This is a genomic window from Solwaraspora sp. WMMA2065 (genome assembly GCF_030345075.1).
GTDB lineage: Bacteria > Actinomycetota > Actinomycetes > Mycobacteriales > Micromonosporaceae > Micromonospora_E.
In genome coordinates this window covers 440,177-455,341 of sequence record NZ_CP128361.1, presented here as the reverse complement: position 1 = coordinate 455,341, position 15,165 = coordinate 440,177, and the positions used below count along the sequence as shown (strand labels likewise).

Genomic DNA, 15,165 nt, shown 5'->3' with positions numbered 1-15,165 from the left:
GCAGGTCGCCGAACGCCCAGCCGCAGATGTGACCGACCCACCAGCCGACGGACGTGACCGGCGGTGGCCGGTCGGTCAGCCCTTGGCCGCCTTCGCCGCCGCCTTCATCTGCTGCTTGTGTTCCCGGACCCGGACCAGGGAGTCCTCGTCGACGATGTCGGCCACCGAGACGTGCGCCCCGTCCCGGCCGAACTCGCCGGCCGCTTCCCGCCAGCCCGCCGGCTGTACGCCGAACCGCTTGCCGAGCAGCGCCAGGAAAATCTGCGCCTTCTGCTTGCCGAAGCCGGGCAGCTCGCTGATCCGGGCCAACGCGGTCGCCCCGTCCGGGGCGTCGGTCCAGATCCGGGCCGGGTCGTTGTCGTACCGGTCGACGACGATCCGGCAGACCTGCTGCACCCGTGCGGCCATCGCCTTCGGGAACCGGTGCAGCGCTGGCCGCTGTGCGAAGACCGCGATCAGCTCCTCAGGGTCGTACTCGGCGAGTTCGCGGGCGTCCGGCTGGTGCCCCAGCCGCAGACCCAGGTCGTAAGGCGCGGAGAAGGCGCGCTCCAGCGGCACCTGCTGATCCAGGACCATCGCGACGACCAGCGCCAGCGGGCTGCGCCGCAGCAACTCGTTGGCGTCCGCGTCGATGGGCAGCGAAAGGCTCATCCGCGTATCCTGCCCGATCGGAGCAGATCGTCCGGCGACGACCCGCCCCGCCGGGCAGGATGGGCCAGGATTAGTCAGGCGACCGGGCAGGATGGCAACGTGACCGACGACATGACCGATTATCCCGCGCTGCTCCACGCGGCCGGGATCGACCAGTTGCGAACCGCGCTCACCGCGGCCCGGTTCACCTCCACCGGGATCGCCGAGCGGCTGGGGCCACAGGCCACCTCCGCCGTGGCCCGCAACGACCACCGGGAAGCGCTGCGACGCACCGCCGACGGTGATCCGCTCGCCACCCTGATCCGCCTGTTCGTCTGCGCCCAGACCGAGCCGGCCGACACCGTCGCCGCCGCGCTGGCGCCGCTGCCGCTTGCCGACGCGCTCGCCGCCGGACTGGTGGAGCAGTCACCGGACGGACCCGGGCTGCGGCAGGGCGTCGACCTGGAGCCGTACGGTGACGCCTGGTGGGTGATCTCGGACGTGCCGTCGCACCTGCGGGCGGGCCACCCGCTCGCCGCCGATCATGTCCTCGGCATCGGTGGCTCGTCGACCACCCTGGCCGGTGCGGTGCACCGGCGGCCGGTCGGCGCGGCGCTGGATCTCGGCACCGGCTGCGGCGTACAGGCGCTGCACCTGGCCGGCCACGCCGACAGCGTCACCGCGACCGACCTGTCGGCCCGGGCGCTGCGGTTCGCCGCCACCACCGCCGCGCTCAACGGCCAACAGTGGGAGCTGCTGCACGGTGACCTGACCGCGCCGGTCGCCGGTCGCCGGTTCGACCTCGTGGTCAGCAACCCGCCGTTCGTGGTCGGGCCGGGCACCGCCACCCACACGTACCGCGACTCTGGCCGGATCGGCGACGGAATCTGTGCCGAACTCGCCGCCGCCGCCCCGGATCTGCTCGCCGACGGCGGCACCATGCACTACCTGGCGAACTGGATGCACGTCGCCGGGGAGGACTGGACCGAACGGGTCGCGGGCTGGCTGGCCAGTTCCGGGCTGGACGGCTGGGTGATCCAGCGGGAGGTCGCCGACCCGGTCTCCTACGTCAATCTGTGGCTGGCCGACGCCAGCGAGGGCCCGGACGCACACCGGGCGGCCGCCTGGCTCGACTGGTTCGACGCGCAGAAGGTCGAGGCGGTCGGCTTCGGTCTGGTCACCCTGCGCCGTAGCGGACACGCAGACCCGGTGGTCCGGGTCGAGGAGCTGCGCCAGCAGGTGGCACCGCCGCTGGGCGACCGGGTCGACGAGTGGTTCGCCCGGCAGGACTGGCTGCGCGCCCGCGACGCCGCCGGTCTGCTCGACGCCCGCTACCGGGCCGCCGACGGGCTGCGGCTGCAGCAGGAGGCCGGCATCGGGGACGACGGCTGGGCGGTCGACCGGCAGACCGTCACGTTGACCGGTGGGCTGCGCTGGACCGAGGAGATCGATCCGCTGGTGCTGGCGGTGGTCGGCGGGTGCACCGGTCGGTTGCCGATGCGCGAGCAGTTGTCGCTGCTGGCGCTCGCGCACGACGTACCCGAGCACGAGCTTGCCGAGGCCGCCGTGCCGGTCCTGGCCCGGCTGGTCGAACGCGGCATCCTGTTGCCGGAGTGACCGGCGGCGGTGTAATCGGCCGGCCGACGCGACCAGCCGGCCGACGCGACCAGCCGGGTGGCCGGTGTGGCAGGCTGGCCGGTGTGCGGGCGGTGGTGCAGACGGTCGGTCGGGCCTCGGTGACGGTCGACGGCGAAGTGGTCTCGGCGATCGGCCCCGGTCTGCTGGTGCTGCTCGGGGTGACCCACACCGACACGGTCACGACCGCCGCCGAGCTGGCCCGCAAGATCTACGAGCTGCGGATCTTCCCGCCTGATCCGCACGGTGAGGGCTCCGCCGAGCGTTCCGCCGCGCAGCTGGCCGCGCCGGTCCTGGTGGTCAGCCAGTTCACCTTGTACGGCGACGCGCGCCGGGGGCGACGGCCGAGCTGGTCCGCCGCCGCCCCGGCGGAGCTGGCCGAGCCACTGGTGACGGCGGTGGTCGAGGCACTGGCCGCGCGGGGCGCGACAGTACGCACCGGACGGTTCCGGGCGCACATGCAGGTGGAGAGCGTCAACATCGGACCGCAGACCATCCTTCTGGAACTGTGACGTCACTGTCAGCAACCGCCAGCCGGTGTACGGCAACGGGCAGGTCCCGAATTCATGCCACCTGGTCCCCGGCTAACCGTGACTTCACGCCCTACCCGGCAAGCTGGTTGTCACCAGCGGCAGTCCGCTGCTGGCTCACCACTTGTCGACGCGGGGAGGCGACTGAGAGTGGTCACACGTACCATCGAAGACGACATCGACACCACCGTCCAGGTCACCACCGACGGTCAGCACGACCTTGACGCCACCGACGACCGCGGCGCTTCGGCCGATCTGGTCCGCGCATACTTGAACGGGATCGGACGCACCAAGCTGCTCACCGCCGTGCAGGAGGTGCTGCTGGCCAAGCGGATCGAGGCCGGGCTGTTCGCCGAGGAGAAGCTCGCCGGGCCCGGCCGGCTGTCCGCGCAGCTGCGCGCCGACCTGGGCGTCGTCGCCGCCGAGGGCCGCGCCGCCAAGGACCACCTGCTGGAGGCGAACCTGCGGCTGGTGGTCAGCATCGCGAAGCGGTACACCGGTCGGGGGATGGCCTTCCTCGACCTGATCCAGGAGGGCAACCTCGGCCTGATCCGCGCCGTCGAGAAGTTCGACTACGCCAAGGGCTACAAGTTCTCCACCTACGCGACCTGGTGGATCCGCCAGGCCATCACCCGTGCCATGGCCGACCAGGCCCGCACCATCCGGATCCCGGTACACATGGTCGAGCAGGTCAACCGGATGGTACGGGCCCGTCGTGACCTGTCGGCGACGCTGGGGCGGGAGCCGACGATCGGCGAGATCGCCGCCGCCATGTCGGTGCCCGAGTTCCAGGTGATCGAGCTCATCTCCTACGACCGGGAGCCGGTCAGCCTGGACCAGACCGTCGGCGAGGACGGCGAGAGCGCCCTCGGCGATTTCGTCGCCGCCGTCGACCCGCGCGAGCAGGGCGGGGAGTCCGCGTCCGAGGGCAAGCTGCGCAACGAGGTGGAGATTGTCCTGTCCACCCTGTCCCAGCGGGAGCAGGCGGTGATCCGGCTGCGGTTCGGGCTGGACGACGGCCGGCAGCGCACCCTCGACGAGGTGGGCCGGGAGTTCGGCCTGTCCCGGGAGCGGATCCGGCAGATCGAGAAGGTCACGCTGCTCAAGCTGCGGCACCCGTCGCGGGCGCAGCGGCTGGAGACGTACGCCGGCTGACCAGGGGGACAGCCGGTCCATCGGGGGCGGCGGCCGGTCGGAGCTCCTGCTCCGACCGGCCGCGCGACGTCAGGGCGGTCGGCGGCCGGGCGCGGGCCGGTACGGTCAGAGCCGGCGCGGGCCGGTGTCCGGACGGGCGTCCGGCGACCCGATCACGACGCTGGCGTGCAGCACCGTCAGCCCGCCCGGTCGGGCCAGGACCGGGTTGAGCCGTAACCGGTGGACCTGCGGCTGCTCGTCGGCGAGCCGCCCCACCCGCAGCAGCAGATCGACCAGGGCGGCCCGGTCCACCGGGCCGGCTCCCCGGTAGCCGGACAGCAGCGGCGCCGCCCGGGGTTCGTCGACCAGCCCTGCCGCGTCCCGGTCGGTCAGCGGCGCGGCCCGCCAGGCCCGGTCACCCAGCAGATCGGTCGCCACGCCGCCAAGCCCGAAACCGACCACCGGGCCGAAGGTCGGGTCGGTGGTCGACTCGACCACGCAGGCGACGCCGGGCGGCACCATCCGTTGGATCAGCACCTGCGCGCCGAACTGGGTCGCGACGTCGCGGTACGCCCGTTGCACCGCGTCCACGGTGGCCAGGTCCAGCCGTACCGCGCCGAGGTCCAACCGGTGTCGCAGCCCGTCCGCCGCGGCCTTGAGCACGACCGGCAGGCCGAGCCGCCGCGCGGCGGCCACCGCCTGGTCGACCGAGGCGGCCGGGATCGAGTCGACCACCTCGATGCCGTACCCGGCGAGCAGCCCGACCGGGTCGACCGGGTCGACGGTCAGCGCGGCACCGGCCGCAGCCGGATCGATCCCGGCCAGGTCCGGCACCGTACCGGGTGGCTCGCGCAGCCAGTCGGCGTAGTCGGCGACCCGGGCCAGCGCCCGGACCGACTCCTCCACCGACGGGTAGGTGGGCACCCCGGCCGGCGGCTGGCCGACCAGCAGCGTCGCGACCGTCGGCTTGTCACCGGCGAGTGCGACGCTGGCCAACGCCGAGGTGAAGTCGGCGTCCTCGTCCGCCAACTGGTTGGGCAGCGGCGGCGCGAACACCACCACCAGGGCGTCCACGGCGGCATCGACGGCGGCGTCGGCGAGCGCGTCGGCGAACTCGTGCGCGCCGGCTTCGGGCGCGACTGTACGCGGGTAGTCGGCCGCCACGGTGAGCCGCTGCGCCCGGCAGGCCGCCGCGGCCAGCGTGGTCAACGCCGACGAGTTGCCGACCACGGCCACCCGCCGGCCCACCGGCAGCGGCTGGTTGGCCAGCAGGGTGCCGACGTCGAACATCTCCGCGACCGTGTCGACCCGGATCACCCCGGACCGGGCGAACAGCCGGGTCACCGCTGCGGCGTCCGGGCCCTGCTCGACGGGTGCCGTCGAGCCGGCGCCGGAGGCCAACGCCACCACCGGTTTGGTGCGCCCGATCCGGCGGGTCAGCCGGGCGAACTTGCGGGGATTGCCGAACGTCTCCAGGTACAGCAGGATCACGTCGGTGCCGGGGTCGTCCTGCCAGTACTGCAGTAGGTCGTTGCCGGAGACGTCGGCCCGGTTGCCGGCCGACACGAACGTCGACAACCCGAGCCCACGCCGGTCCGCCTCGGCGAGCAGCGCCACGCCGAGCGCACCGGACTGGCTGAAGAAGCCGACCCGGCCAGCCGGCGGAAGCTGCGGCGCCAGCGTCGCGTTGAGCCGGATCCGCTGGTCGGTGTTGGCCACACCGAGACAGTTCGGGCCGACCACCCGCAGCCCGGCCACGTGTGCGGTACGGATCAGTTCCCGCTGGGCGGCGGCGCCGGCCGGGCCGGACTCGGCGAACCCGGCCGAGATGACCACGACGCCGTGGGCACCGGCCGCGGCGGCGTCGGCGACCACGGCCGGCACCGCGTCCGGCGCCACCGCGACGACCGCCAGGTCGACCGGGTGGCCGGCGTCGGCCGCCCGACGGTACGCGGGCAGCCCGCCGATGCGGTCGACCGCCGGATGCACCGGGACCACGTCCCCGGTGAACCCGCCGTCGCGCAGGTGACCGAGGACCGCCGCGCCGACCCCCTGGCCGGTGGCGCTGGCACCGTAGACGGCGACCCCCCGGGGGGTCAGCAGCCGGGCGATCGACCGGGCCTCGGCGCTGTGTTCGCGGCTCCACTGCACCTGCAGGGACGCCTCCGTCGGGGCGATCGGGAAGCTCAGGTGGACCACACCGTCGGCGTACCGGCGGCGGACCTGGAAACCGGCGTCGGCGAAGACCCGCAGCATCGGCGCGTTGACCGGCAGCACCTCGGCGACGAAGGAGGTGACGCCTTCGGATCGGGCTGCGGCGGCAAGGTGCTCCAGCAGCACCGAGCCGACGCCCCGGCCCTGATGGGCGTCCTCGACGACGAACGCGACCTCGGCTTCGGGCGAGCCCGGACCCATCCGGTCGTAGCGGCCGACCGCGAAGATCCGGTCACCGGAGACCACCACGAACGCCTCCCGGTCGTGGTGGTCGACATTGACGAAGCGCGCCAGGTCGCGGTCGGGGATCCGCGGGTACGGGGAGAAGTACCGCAGGTAGCGGGTGCGGTCGGAGAACCGGGCGTGCATCGCGACGATCGCGTCGCCGTCGTCCGGGCGGATCTGCCGCAGGTGGACGGTGGTGCCGTCGCGCAGCAGCACGTCAGCCGATCGGTCCATGGTCAGTCCCGGGGGTCGTGCGGATCGAGTCCGTGCAGTGGGAAGACCGCCCGGCGGGTCGCCATGATCGCCCGGTCGATCGAGTCCGGGTCACCGGCCGGCTGCCACGGCTGGAAGTCCAGGTCGGCCTCGTCGGTCATCCGCAGCGGGACCTGCCGGCCGGGACAGCGGGCGGCGGCCAGCTTTCGCCACCGGGGTGGAGTCAGCGTGGCCGGGTCGATCGGCGCGCCGGTGGCGATCGCCAGCAGATGGGTCCAGGCCCGGGGCACCACCTCGACCAGGGCGTACCCGCCACCACCGGTGGCGACCCAGCGGCCGCCGCAGTGCTCGTCGGCGAGGGCCCGCAGCGCCAGGTACGCGGCCCGCTGGCCGTCGACGCTGAGCCCCAGGTCGGCCAGCGGGTCGAGCCGGTGCGCGTCCGCCCCGCACTGGGTGACGAGCAGCTGCGGCTGGAAGGCCCGCAGCAGCGACGGCACCACGGCGTGGAACGCGCGCAGCCAGCCCCGGTCGGCGGTGCCGGACGGCAACGCGACGTTCACCGCGCTGCCCTGCGCGCCGGGGCCACCCACCTCGTCGGGGAAACCGGTGCCGGGGAACAGCGACAGCGGCGTCTCGTGCAGGCTGACGGTGAGCACCCGCGGGTCGTCGTAGAACATCTCCTGCACCCCGTCGCCGTGGTGCACGTCGATGTCGACGTACGCGATCCGTTCGGCACCGAGGTCGAGCAGCCGGGCGATGGCCACCGCCGGGTCGTTGTACACGCAGAACCCGGCGGCCCGGCCGGGCATCGCGTGGTGCAGCCCTCCGGAGACGTTGACCGCCCGCCGTACGTCGCCGCGCCAGACCGCCTCGGCAGCGGCCATCGTGGCGCCGGCCACCAACGCGCTGGCGTCGTGCATCCCGGCGAACGTCGGATTGTCCGGGGTGCCGAGGCCGTACCCAGAGAAAAACGGGTCGTCGTGGGCGACCCGGACGGCGTCGAGGTAGTCGGCCCGGTGCACCCGGGTGAGCGCCACGTCGTCGGCCGGCTCCGGGGCGAGCAGCCGCACCCCGGGGCGGTCCAGCAGGCCGTACTCGCGGGCCAACGCGATGGTCAGCTCGACCCGTACCGGGTCCAGCGGGTGGTCACCGAGGTCGTACGCCAGCAGGCGCTCGTCCCAGACCACCAGCGTCGCGTCGGTACCGCCCACCGCCCGTGCCTGGTTCGTCCCGTCCGGCATCTGACTCGTCCCGTCCGACATCTGGCCATCGTCGCACGCACCCGCCGGCCCCGCGCCCGGCCGCCCTGGGCCTGATGGACAGCCCGGCCGGCAGCGGGCCGCGGGTCAGCCGGGCTCCGGCCCGGTGGCGACCGGCCGGGCCGGGTCGGTGATCCACTCGCTCCACGATCCCGGGTACAGCGCCGCGTCGGTGCGGCCGACGCGGTGCAGGGCGAGCACCGTGTGCGCGGCGGTCACCCCCGACCCGCAGTACGCCGCGACCGGGGCCTGCGGCCGCAGCCCGGCACCGGTGAAACGGTCCCGCAGCGTGCCGGCGTCGTGCAGCAGCCCGGCGTCGTCGAGGTGCAGCGTGGTCGGCAGATTCACGGCGCCGGGGATGTGCCCGGCCACCGGGTCGACCGGCTCGTGCTCGCCCCGGTACCGGGCGTCGGCGCGGACATCGATCAGCAGTCCACCCTGGCGGGGCAGCCGGCCGGCGGCGTCCGCGTCGAGCACCGGGAGACCTCCCGGGCGTACCGTGACGTCGCCGGGCGGCGGTACCGGCACGTCGGCGGTGACCGGCTGGCCGGCCGCCGCCAGCCAGGCGGGGTAGCCGCCGTCGAGCGCCCAGGTCGGCCGGTGCCCGGCCCAGCGCAGCGTCCACCAGGCGCGGGCGGCGGCGAGACCGTCGCCACCGTCGTAGACGACGACCGGGTGCCCGGTGCGTACCCCGGCCCGGCGCAGCGCCCGCTGCAGCGTCTCCGGGTCGGGCAGCGGGTGCCGGCCACCGGTGCCCGGTGGGCCGCACAGCTCGGCGTCCAGGTCGACGAAGACCGCGCCGGGCAGGTGGGCGGCGACGTAGTCGTCACGGCCCGGCGGGCCGACGAGCCGCCAGCGCACATCCAGCAGGGTCGGCGGGCGCCCACCGGCCAGCGCGGCGGCGAGCCCGGTGACGGCGACGGTAGGGTCTGCGGTATCGAACACCATCCCAGTCAACACCATGCGGGGCTGCACCTGTCCCCTGCCGATCGTCCGTTCCGGCTGGTTATCGGCGCTGCAAGGTAGGATTGAACGCTGGAGGGCAGCTGACCGTGAATGATCTTGTTGATACCACAGAGATGTATCTGCGCACCATACTTGAGCTCGAGGAAGAGTCGGTGCCGCCGCTGCGTGCCAGGATCGCCGAGCGGCTGCACCAGAGCGGCCCCACCGTCAGCCAGACGGTCGCCCGGATGGAGCGCGACGGGCTGCTCACCATCGAGGACGACCGTAACCTGCGACTCACCGAGCTGGGCCGGGCCCAGGCGGTCTCGGTGATGCGCAAGCACCGGCTCGCCGAGCTGCTACTGGTCAACGTCATCGGCATGCCCTACGAGGAGGCCCACGAGGAGGCCTGCCGTTGGGAGCACGTGATGAGCGACGCGGTCGAGAAGAAGGTCTACGACCTGCTCAACCGGCCGACCCGGTCGCCGTACGGCAACCCGATCCCCGGCCTGGACGCGCTGGGTGACGGCCCGACGGAGCTGGCGAATCCGGACATCAGCCCGGACACCGAGCGAAACCTGGCGTTCCCCGGCCTGACCGGCACGGTCGTGGTCCGGCGGATCTGCGAGAGCGTGCAGACCAACGCCGACGTGCTGCGCCAGTTGCACGCCGCCGGGGTGGATCCGGGGGCGACGGTCACCGTGGCGCAGGAACGCGACGGGGTGACCATCGACCGGTCCGGCGACAAGATCCACCTGCCGCGCGAGGTCGCGTCCCGGGTGTTCGTCGCGGCCGCCGACCACGGACGGACACTGGCCGGCGCGGCCGCCTGAGCACCAACCCGCGGCCTGAGCACCAACCCGCGGCCGCCTGAGCACCAACCGGCCGGCGGTGCGCCACGCACCCCCGGCCGGTCACTTCGTCCTGCGGCCGGTCACTTCTTGCGGTTGTCGTGCACCACCCGGGCCAGCTCGACCATCTTGGGCGCCAGCTCCACGGCGGACAGTTCGTCGTCACCGGGAGCGAACGTCCAGCGCAGGCTGATCAGCTTCGGGTCCCCGGTGATCCAGTTGACCTCCAGTGCCGCCCCGTACCCGGTGTCCGGGTCCGGCTTGACCGGGATCCAGTAGGCGGCCTTGCCGAGATCCTTGATCTCCTTGGCACCGACCGGGGCGACGTCGTCGGCGAAGACCGACGCGCTCGCCTTGGTGTCCGAGATGGAGACCATCAGGTCGGGCAGCGGCTCCTCGGCCGGCCGCAGCACACACGACTGCGTCTTGTCGTGCTTGTTGGCCGCCGCCACCTCGAACCGGAACCCGACGGTCTGCTCGACCGCGTCGAAGTCGAGCACCGTGCATGCCCCGCCGGACTCGGCGGCCGGCGGACGGGGCACCTCCGGGTACGGCTCGACCGGGCTCGGCGACGGACTGGCCTGGGCCGGGTCGTCCGGGGCGGGGTTCTCGGTGGCCACCGCTCGGCCGGAGCACCCGGCGGCGAGCAGCAGCAGGATCAGCCCGGCGCCGGACAGACGCAGCCGAACGCCCACAGTGACCTCCCACGGTCAGGCCGGTCGAAAAAGGCGGATTGTTCGTCGCACACCGTACGGCTTCCGCCGCCGCCGCGAAAGCCCGCCACCCGCGCCGGCCGCGCCGCGTAGGAGATCCTCGGCATCACCGCAGATACGGGCAGTGCCGGCAACCCTGGTCACAGCAGGTGCCCCGACGGGCCAGGAACGCCGCGGTCAGCACGAACAGCCCAGTGTCCGGGTCAAGGTAGCCGGCCTGGTCGGCGTCGAGCGCCGCCGCGTGTGCGGCCAGCACCGCCGCCCGGTGCGGGTGGTCGGCTGGCAGCCGCGCCGGATGCGGTTCGGTGAGGGGGCGGTCCGCCAGCGGCAGACGCCTCCCCCGCTGCCGTGCCATGCCGGTGACCTTACGCAGGCCGCCGGTGTGGTAACACTCGTGGGTCCCACCGCGCCGTGACGGCGCGGCCACCGACCCGAACGGACCACCGATGACCTCGTACGCCCTGCTGATCCACCCGTCGGCGAACCGGGTGTACGCCGAGTCGGCGGTCGGGCTGGCCGCCGCCGAGCTGGGTGTCTTCGCCGACCGGGCACTCGGCGGCCGGGTGGACGACGTCGCGGTCACCACGATCGGCGGGCTGCCGTACGTCACCTTCACCGGCGTCGACCTGACCGACCGGGACCTGTCGGTACTGGCGAACCTGTCCGCCAGGTACGCGTTCTTCGCCCGCGACGGCGACCTGCTGCGGCCACTGGAGGTGACCGGCCGGGACCGTTTCGACAGCGATCTGATCACCATCCCGAAGTACGCCGGCAAGACCAACGAGCAGTTCACCAAGCTGCTGCTGAACGTGACCGTGCTGGCCACCGCTGACCGGGTCGGCACGGCTGGGACCATCGGCACCGGCGGGACCGCCGTTGCCGCCGGGGCGGCGGCCGGGCCGCTCGGCCCGGACTCGCCGCCGCTGCGGGTCCTCGATCCGATGTGCGGCCGGGGCACCACGCTCAACCAGGCGATGATGTACGGCTGGCACGCCGCCGGGGTGGAGATCGACGGCAAGGACTTCGAGGTGTACGCCAACTTCATCCGTACCTGGTTGAAGCACAAGCGGCTCAAGCACTCGGCCGAGATCGCACTGGTGCGGCGCAACCGGGCCGTGCTGGGCCGGCGGCTGGCGGTCACCCTGGCGGCCAGCAAGGACGACCACCGGGCCGGGCGGACCGTCGACCTGACGATGGTGCACGCCGACACCCGCCGCAGCCGGGAGGTGTTCCGGGCCGGCAGCTTCGACGCCATCGTCACCGACGCGCCGTACGGGGTGCAGCACGGCACCCGCGGTCAGGCGGACCGGTTGACCCGCGATCCGCTGGGTCTGCTGGCTGAGGCGCTGCCGGGTTGGGTGGCGCTGCTGCGCCCCGGTGGGGCGCTCGGCATCTCCTGGAACACCCTGGTCGCCGCCCGCGACGACCTGGCCGCGCTGCTGGTCAAGGCGGGCCTGGAAGTGGCCGACGGTCCGGGGTACGGCAGCTTCGCCCACCGGGTCGACCAGGCGATCGTCCGGGACCTGATCGTGGCCCAAAGAGCCTGACAAACGCCAATTCCTGACACGATCGACAGTTTGTCAATAACGGACAGAATGATCGACCATGTGACCAGCATCACACCTCGATATCGACAGCTCTCTTCATTGCCCTGCCACTCCTTGATACCTTCTGAATAGCAGATGACGGCACGCAGATGCGGACACCTCACGCAGATGCGGACACCACCGGAATCAGCATCTGACAATGTGCCGGCTCAGCAAACCACAGTTTGCCCAGCATCCGACGCCAGCGCCACAAAAGCGCCGCCTGGTGAACCACGGGGGATCATCGTGTCTTTCGAGCTGTGGAATCCAGCCACCTACGATGCGCTGCGGCGCCAACTCATCCCGTCGTTCGACCTGTTGTACGGCAGCGCATCCAGTGCCGTGCAGATGTCGGTGCCGAGCCGGCCACAGATCCTGGACCTGGGCGCGGGAACCGGGCTACTCAGCGCCGCCCTACTCGCCCGCATCCCGGATGCGACCATCACTCTCATCGACCATTCGGAACGGATGCTCGCGCAGGCCAGACAACGGTTTGACGGCGACGGCCGAGCCAGTTTCGCGGTTCAGGGACTGATGGATCCGTTGCCGACAGGACCGTACGACGCAGTCGTTTCCGGCCTGGCGATCCACCACCTCGAGCACCACGATAAACAAGCGCTGTTCGGTCGCCTTCCCGCCATTCTGCGGTCGGGTGGGATCTTCGTCAACGTCGAGCAGGTCCTCGCGCCCGCGCCGCGACTGGAGGAAATGTACGACCGGCAACACGAAAGCCACGTACACGCCGCCGGAACACCCGCCGACGAATGGGCGGCAGGCCGCGAACGGATGAAGCACGACATCTGCATCGATGTCGAAACCCAACTCGGCTGGCTGCGCGACGCCGGCTTCGACACCGTGGACTGCCTGGCCAAGGACTGGCGGTTCGCCACCTACGCCGGATGGCTGGCGCCGTGACCGCTGCCGGGCTCTACCAGGCCGTCCGTGACATGGCCGGCCGTCGACCCGACGCCGTGGCGGTGTGCACCACCGACGACGCGGCCGTGACATACCGCGAGCTCGTCGAGATGACCGACCGGGTCGCCGCCGGACTCGCCACCCGCGGCGTGGCGGCCGGCGACACCGTCGCCGTGGTGCTGCGCAACGGCATCGGCTACGTCTGCCTGATCCTGGCGGTGGCTCGGCTCGGTGCCCGCTACGTACCGCTGATGGCGAACTTCGACGACGCCGGGGTACGGACGGCTCTCGACCGGGCCCGTCCCGCACTGCTGGTCACCGACGGACACCGCCGGATCCCTGCCGACGGACCGGCCACGGTCGACCTCGACACACTGACCGCCGCGACACCCTGGCCGGAGCCCACCGCGGGCAACACCGCAGACTCCACCGCCGCAGCGGCTACCGTCTTCCGACTACTGTGGACCTCTGGCTCGACCGGCTTCCCGAAGATGATGGCCTGGCGGCAGGACCGCTTCGTCACCGAACGACGCCGCTGGCTGGCCGACACCGGGATCCGCCCCGACGACGTCTTCTTCTGCCGCCACACCCTCGACGTGGCACACGCCACCGACCTGCACGTGTTCGCGGCGCTGCTGTCCGGCGCACAACTGGTGCTCGCCGACCCGCACGCACCGGACGGCACGCTGCTGGCCCAACTGGCCGCCCACCAGGCGACCGTGACCAGCGCCCTGCCGCAGCACTACGCCGATCTGGTCGCCGCCGCCCGGCACCAGGGCCGGTTCCCGCTGTCGGCGCTGCGCCGCCCGCTGTGCGGTGGTGCCTATCTCAGCCCGACGATCGTCCGGGACGCCGCCGACGTACTCGGCATACACATCCGGCAAATCTACGGCTCGACCGAGTTCGGCCTGGCGCTGGGCAACATGGACGACGTACCGCAGACCGACACCGCCATGGTCCCGGTCCGTGGCGTCGGCACCCGGCTGGAAACCTTCGTGCCCGGTCACCCCGACGTCGGGGAGCTGGTGCTCTATTCGGACTGCACCAGCGAAGGGTACGTCGACGCGCCACAGGCAAACGCCCGTACCTTCCGCACGCCCGAGTTCTGGACCGGGGACGTGGCCGAACGCACCCCGCAGGGCGGCTACCGAATCCTGGGCCGGGTGTCCGAGACGCTGGCCACCCGGGACGGGCCGATGCTGGCACCGGTGCTCGACGAGCAACTCGCCACGGCCGAGGCGGTGGCGCAGGCCGTCAGTCTGGCCGTGCACCCCGGCGACTACCGCGACGCGGTCGCCGTGGCGGTCGTCGCCGCCGACGGGCACTCCGGCGACGAGGCCGTCAAGGCCGTCGAGGAACTGCTCTCCGGGCACGGGCTGACCGGTTCGGCGCACGCCGTCGCCGCGATGCCCCGTACCCCGGTCGGCAAAATCGACAAACCGTTGCTCCGCACGCGACTCGGACTGGTCGGAGGCAGCCGATGACCCGGCACCTGGACCGCGGTCACGGACCGGCGCTGGTCACGGGCGGTCACGGACCGGCCCTGGTCATGGTGCCCGGGCTGGCCGCCACCGCCGAGTTCTTCTCCGCCGCGGTGGCCCGGCTCGCCACCCGGCACCGGGTGGTGGTCGTCGAACTACCCGGACACGGCGACAACGCCACAGCCGACCGACCGGCCAGCCTCACCCGCGCCGCCGAGGACCTGCACACCACCATCGAAGAGCTCGACCTGGCCGGCGTCACCCTGCTGGGCTGGTCGCTCGGCGCGACCGTGGCCTACGGCTACCTGGAGCGGTTCGGGGCCGCGCGGATCCGGGCCCTGGTGTCGGTCGAACAGACGCCACGGCTGCTGTGCGACGACGACTGGCCGTACGGGGCCTTCGGCAGCCTCGACGCCGCCGGAGCCGACGCCGTCCTGGCCAGCGTGACCGACGACTACCCCGCCTTCGCCGCCGCACTGGTCCGCGGCTCGTTCGCCGCCGGCACCGACCCCGACCCGACGACGCTGGCCGACCTCATCGACCAGACCCGCCGGTGCGACCCGGACGCCGTACGGGCGCTACTCGCCGAGGCGCTCACCGTGGACTGGCGTGACCGGCTGCGCCGGATCAGCGTACCGACGCTGCTCGTCCACGGAGCGCACAGCCAGGTCTACCCCGGCGAGGTCGGCGGGTGGCTGCGCTCGGCGATACCGGCGTCCCGGCTGGAGGTGTTCCCCGGCAGCGGCCATCTGCCGTTCGTCGAGGAACCTGACCGGTTCGCGGACCTCGTGTCGGCCTTCGTCGACCACCCGGTGGCTACCTGAATCATCCGCC

Annotated in this window: 14 protein-coding genes; 8 read left to right on the top strand and 6 right to left on the bottom strand. The window is 72.6% G+C overall.

The genetic code is table 11. The features are described from left to right. Positions 1–75 precede the first annotated feature (75 nt). A complete protein-coding gene (locus O7610_RS02040) occupies positions 76–651 on the bottom strand; it encodes an HhH-GPD-type base excision DNA repair protein (RefSeq protein ID WP_281554067.1) in 576 nt (191 codons plus the stop codon). A gap of 111 nt (positions 652–762) precedes the next feature. On the opposite strand from O7610_RS02040, the gene O7610_RS02035 reads away from it, so the two are divergent. The 3 genes from O7610_RS02035 to sigB all read left to right on the top strand — a co-directional run bounded on the left by O7610_RS02035 (position 763) and on the right by sigB (position 3,950). Continuing rightward, positions 763–2,247 (top strand): DUF7782 domain-containing protein, encoded by a 1,485-nt coding sequence (locus O7610_RS02035; RefSeq protein ID WP_289213551.1) that lies wholly within the window; start codon positions 763–765, stop codon positions 2,245–2,247. Positions 2,248–2,330: 83 nt separating this feature from the next. Continuing rightward, the gene (dtd, locus tag O7610_RS02030; RefSeq protein ID WP_281554066.1) at positions 2,331–2,777 is read left to right on the top strand and encodes a D-aminoacyl-tRNA deacylase; all 447 of its coding nucleotides are present in this window, start codon (positions 2,331–2,333) and stop codon (positions 2,775–2,777) included. 195 nt (positions 2,778–2,972) lie between these two features. Then, entirely contained in the window at positions 2,973–3,950 is a 978-nt protein-coding gene (gene sigB, locus O7610_RS02025) for an RNA polymerase sigma factor SigB (protein WP_281555516.1), read from the top strand. Positions 3,951–4,055: 105 nt separating this feature from the next. Here the strand turns inward: sigB and O7610_RS02020 are convergent, their stop codons facing one another. The 3 genes from O7610_RS02020 to O7610_RS02010 form a co-directional block, all read right to left on the bottom strand. Then, positions 4,056–6,602: a bifunctional acetate--CoA ligase family protein/GNAT family N-acetyltransferase gene (locus O7610_RS02020; RefSeq protein ID WP_289212519.1), complete on the bottom strand. Its 2,547-nt coding sequence runs from the start codon at positions 6,600–6,602 to the stop codon at positions 4,056–4,058. Between the two features lie 2 nt (positions 6,603–6,604). Further along, positions 6,605–7,822, bottom strand: coding sequence for an acetoin utilization protein AcuC (locus O7610_RS02015; protein ID WP_289213550.1), 1,218 nt, complete (start codon positions 7,820–7,822; stop codon positions 6,605–6,607). Between the two features lie 105 nt (positions 7,823–7,927). Next, positions 7,928–8,785 (bottom strand): sulfurtransferase, encoded by an 858-nt coding sequence (locus O7610_RS02010; RefSeq protein ID WP_475050857.1) that lies wholly within the window; start codon positions 8,783–8,785, stop codon positions 7,928–7,930. 107 nt (positions 8,786–8,892) lie between these two features. Between O7610_RS02010 and O7610_RS02005 the strand changes: the two genes are divergently transcribed. After that, positions 8,893–9,618: an iron-dependent transcriptional repressor DtxR gene (locus tag O7610_RS02005; protein ID WP_475050846.1), complete on the top strand. Its 726-nt coding sequence runs from the start codon at positions 8,893–8,895 to the stop codon at positions 9,616–9,618. 101 nt (positions 9,619–9,719) lie between these two features. Here the strand turns inward: O7610_RS02005 and O7610_RS02000 are convergent, their stop codons facing one another. Both O7610_RS02000 and O7610_RS01995 read right to left on the bottom strand, forming a co-directional pair. Continuing rightward, positions 9,720–10,331: a hypothetical protein gene (locus O7610_RS02000; protein WP_281554063.1), complete on the bottom strand. Its 612-nt coding sequence runs from the start codon at positions 10,329–10,331 to the stop codon at positions 9,720–9,722. 124 nt (positions 10,332–10,455) lie between these two features. After that, positions 10,456–10,704: a DUF5522 domain-containing protein gene (locus tag O7610_RS01995; RefSeq protein ID WP_281554062.1), complete on the bottom strand. Its 249-nt coding sequence runs from the start codon at positions 10,702–10,704 to the stop codon at positions 10,456–10,458. Between the two features lie 91 nt (positions 10,705–10,795). Here O7610_RS01995 and O7610_RS01990 point away from each other — a divergent pair, with 91 nt between their 5' ends. The 4 genes from O7610_RS01990 to O7610_RS01975 all read left to right on the top strand — a co-directional run bounded on the left by O7610_RS01990 (position 10,796) and on the right by O7610_RS01975 (position 15,155). Next, a complete protein-coding gene (locus O7610_RS01990; RefSeq protein ID WP_281554061.1) occupies positions 10,796–11,896 on the top strand; it encodes a TRM11 family SAM-dependent methyltransferase in 1,101 nt (366 codons plus the stop codon). A gap of 285 nt (positions 11,897–12,181) precedes the next feature. Beyond that, positions 12,182–12,850 carry a class I SAM-dependent methyltransferase gene (locus O7610_RS01985; protein WP_281554060.1) on the top strand — a complete coding sequence of 223 codons (669 nt, stop codon included), beginning with the start codon at positions 12,182–12,184 and terminating at the stop codon, positions 12,848–12,850. Next, entirely contained in the window at positions 12,835–14,334 is a 1,500-nt protein-coding gene (locus O7610_RS01980) for a class I adenylate-forming enzyme family protein (RefSeq protein ID WP_281554059.1), read from the top strand. The genes O7610_RS01985 and O7610_RS01980 overlap by 16 nt, the downstream gene beginning before the upstream one ends. Then, complete coding sequence (locus tag O7610_RS01975) at positions 14,331–15,155, top strand: alpha/beta fold hydrolase (RefSeq protein ID WP_289212518.1); 825 nt, start codon at positions 14,331–14,333, stop codon at positions 15,153–15,155. Before O7610_RS01980 ends, O7610_RS01975 begins: the two co-directional genes overlap by 4 nt. Positions 15,156–15,165: the final 10 nt, after the last annotated feature.

Excerpts from the sequence above, each read along its gene's own strand:
- O7610_RS02040 (WP_281554067.1), bottom strand. The coding sequence starts at position 651 with ATGAGCCTTTCGCTGCCCATCGACGCGGACGCCAACGAGTTGCTGCGG.
- O7610_RS02035 (WP_289213551.1), top strand. The coding sequence starts at position 763 with ATGACCGATTATCCCGCGCTGCTCCACGCGGCCGGGATCGACCAGTTG.
- O7610_RS02020 (WP_289212519.1), bottom strand. The coding sequence starts at position 6,602 with ATGGACCGATCGGCTGACGTGCTGCTGCGCGACGGCACCACCGTCCAC.
- O7610_RS02015 (WP_289213550.1), bottom strand. The coding sequence starts at position 7,822 with ATGCCGGACGGGACGAACCAGGCACGGGCGGTGGGCGGTACCGACGCG.
- O7610_RS01995 (WP_281554062.1), bottom strand. The coding sequence starts at position 10,704 with ATGGCACGGCAGCGGGGGAGGCGTCTGCCGCTGGCGGACCGCCCCCTC.
- O7610_RS01990 (WP_281554061.1), top strand. The coding sequence starts at position 10,796 with ATGACCTCGTACGCCCTGCTGATCCACCCGTCGGCGAACCGGGTGTAC.
- O7610_RS01980 (WP_281554059.1), top strand. The coding sequence starts at position 12,835 with ATGGCTGGCGCCGTGACCGCTGCCGGGCTCTACCAGGCCGTCCGTGAC.
- O7610_RS01975 (WP_289212518.1), top strand. The coding sequence starts at position 14,331 with ATGACCCGGCACCTGGACCGCGGTCACGGACCGGCGCTGGTCACGGGC.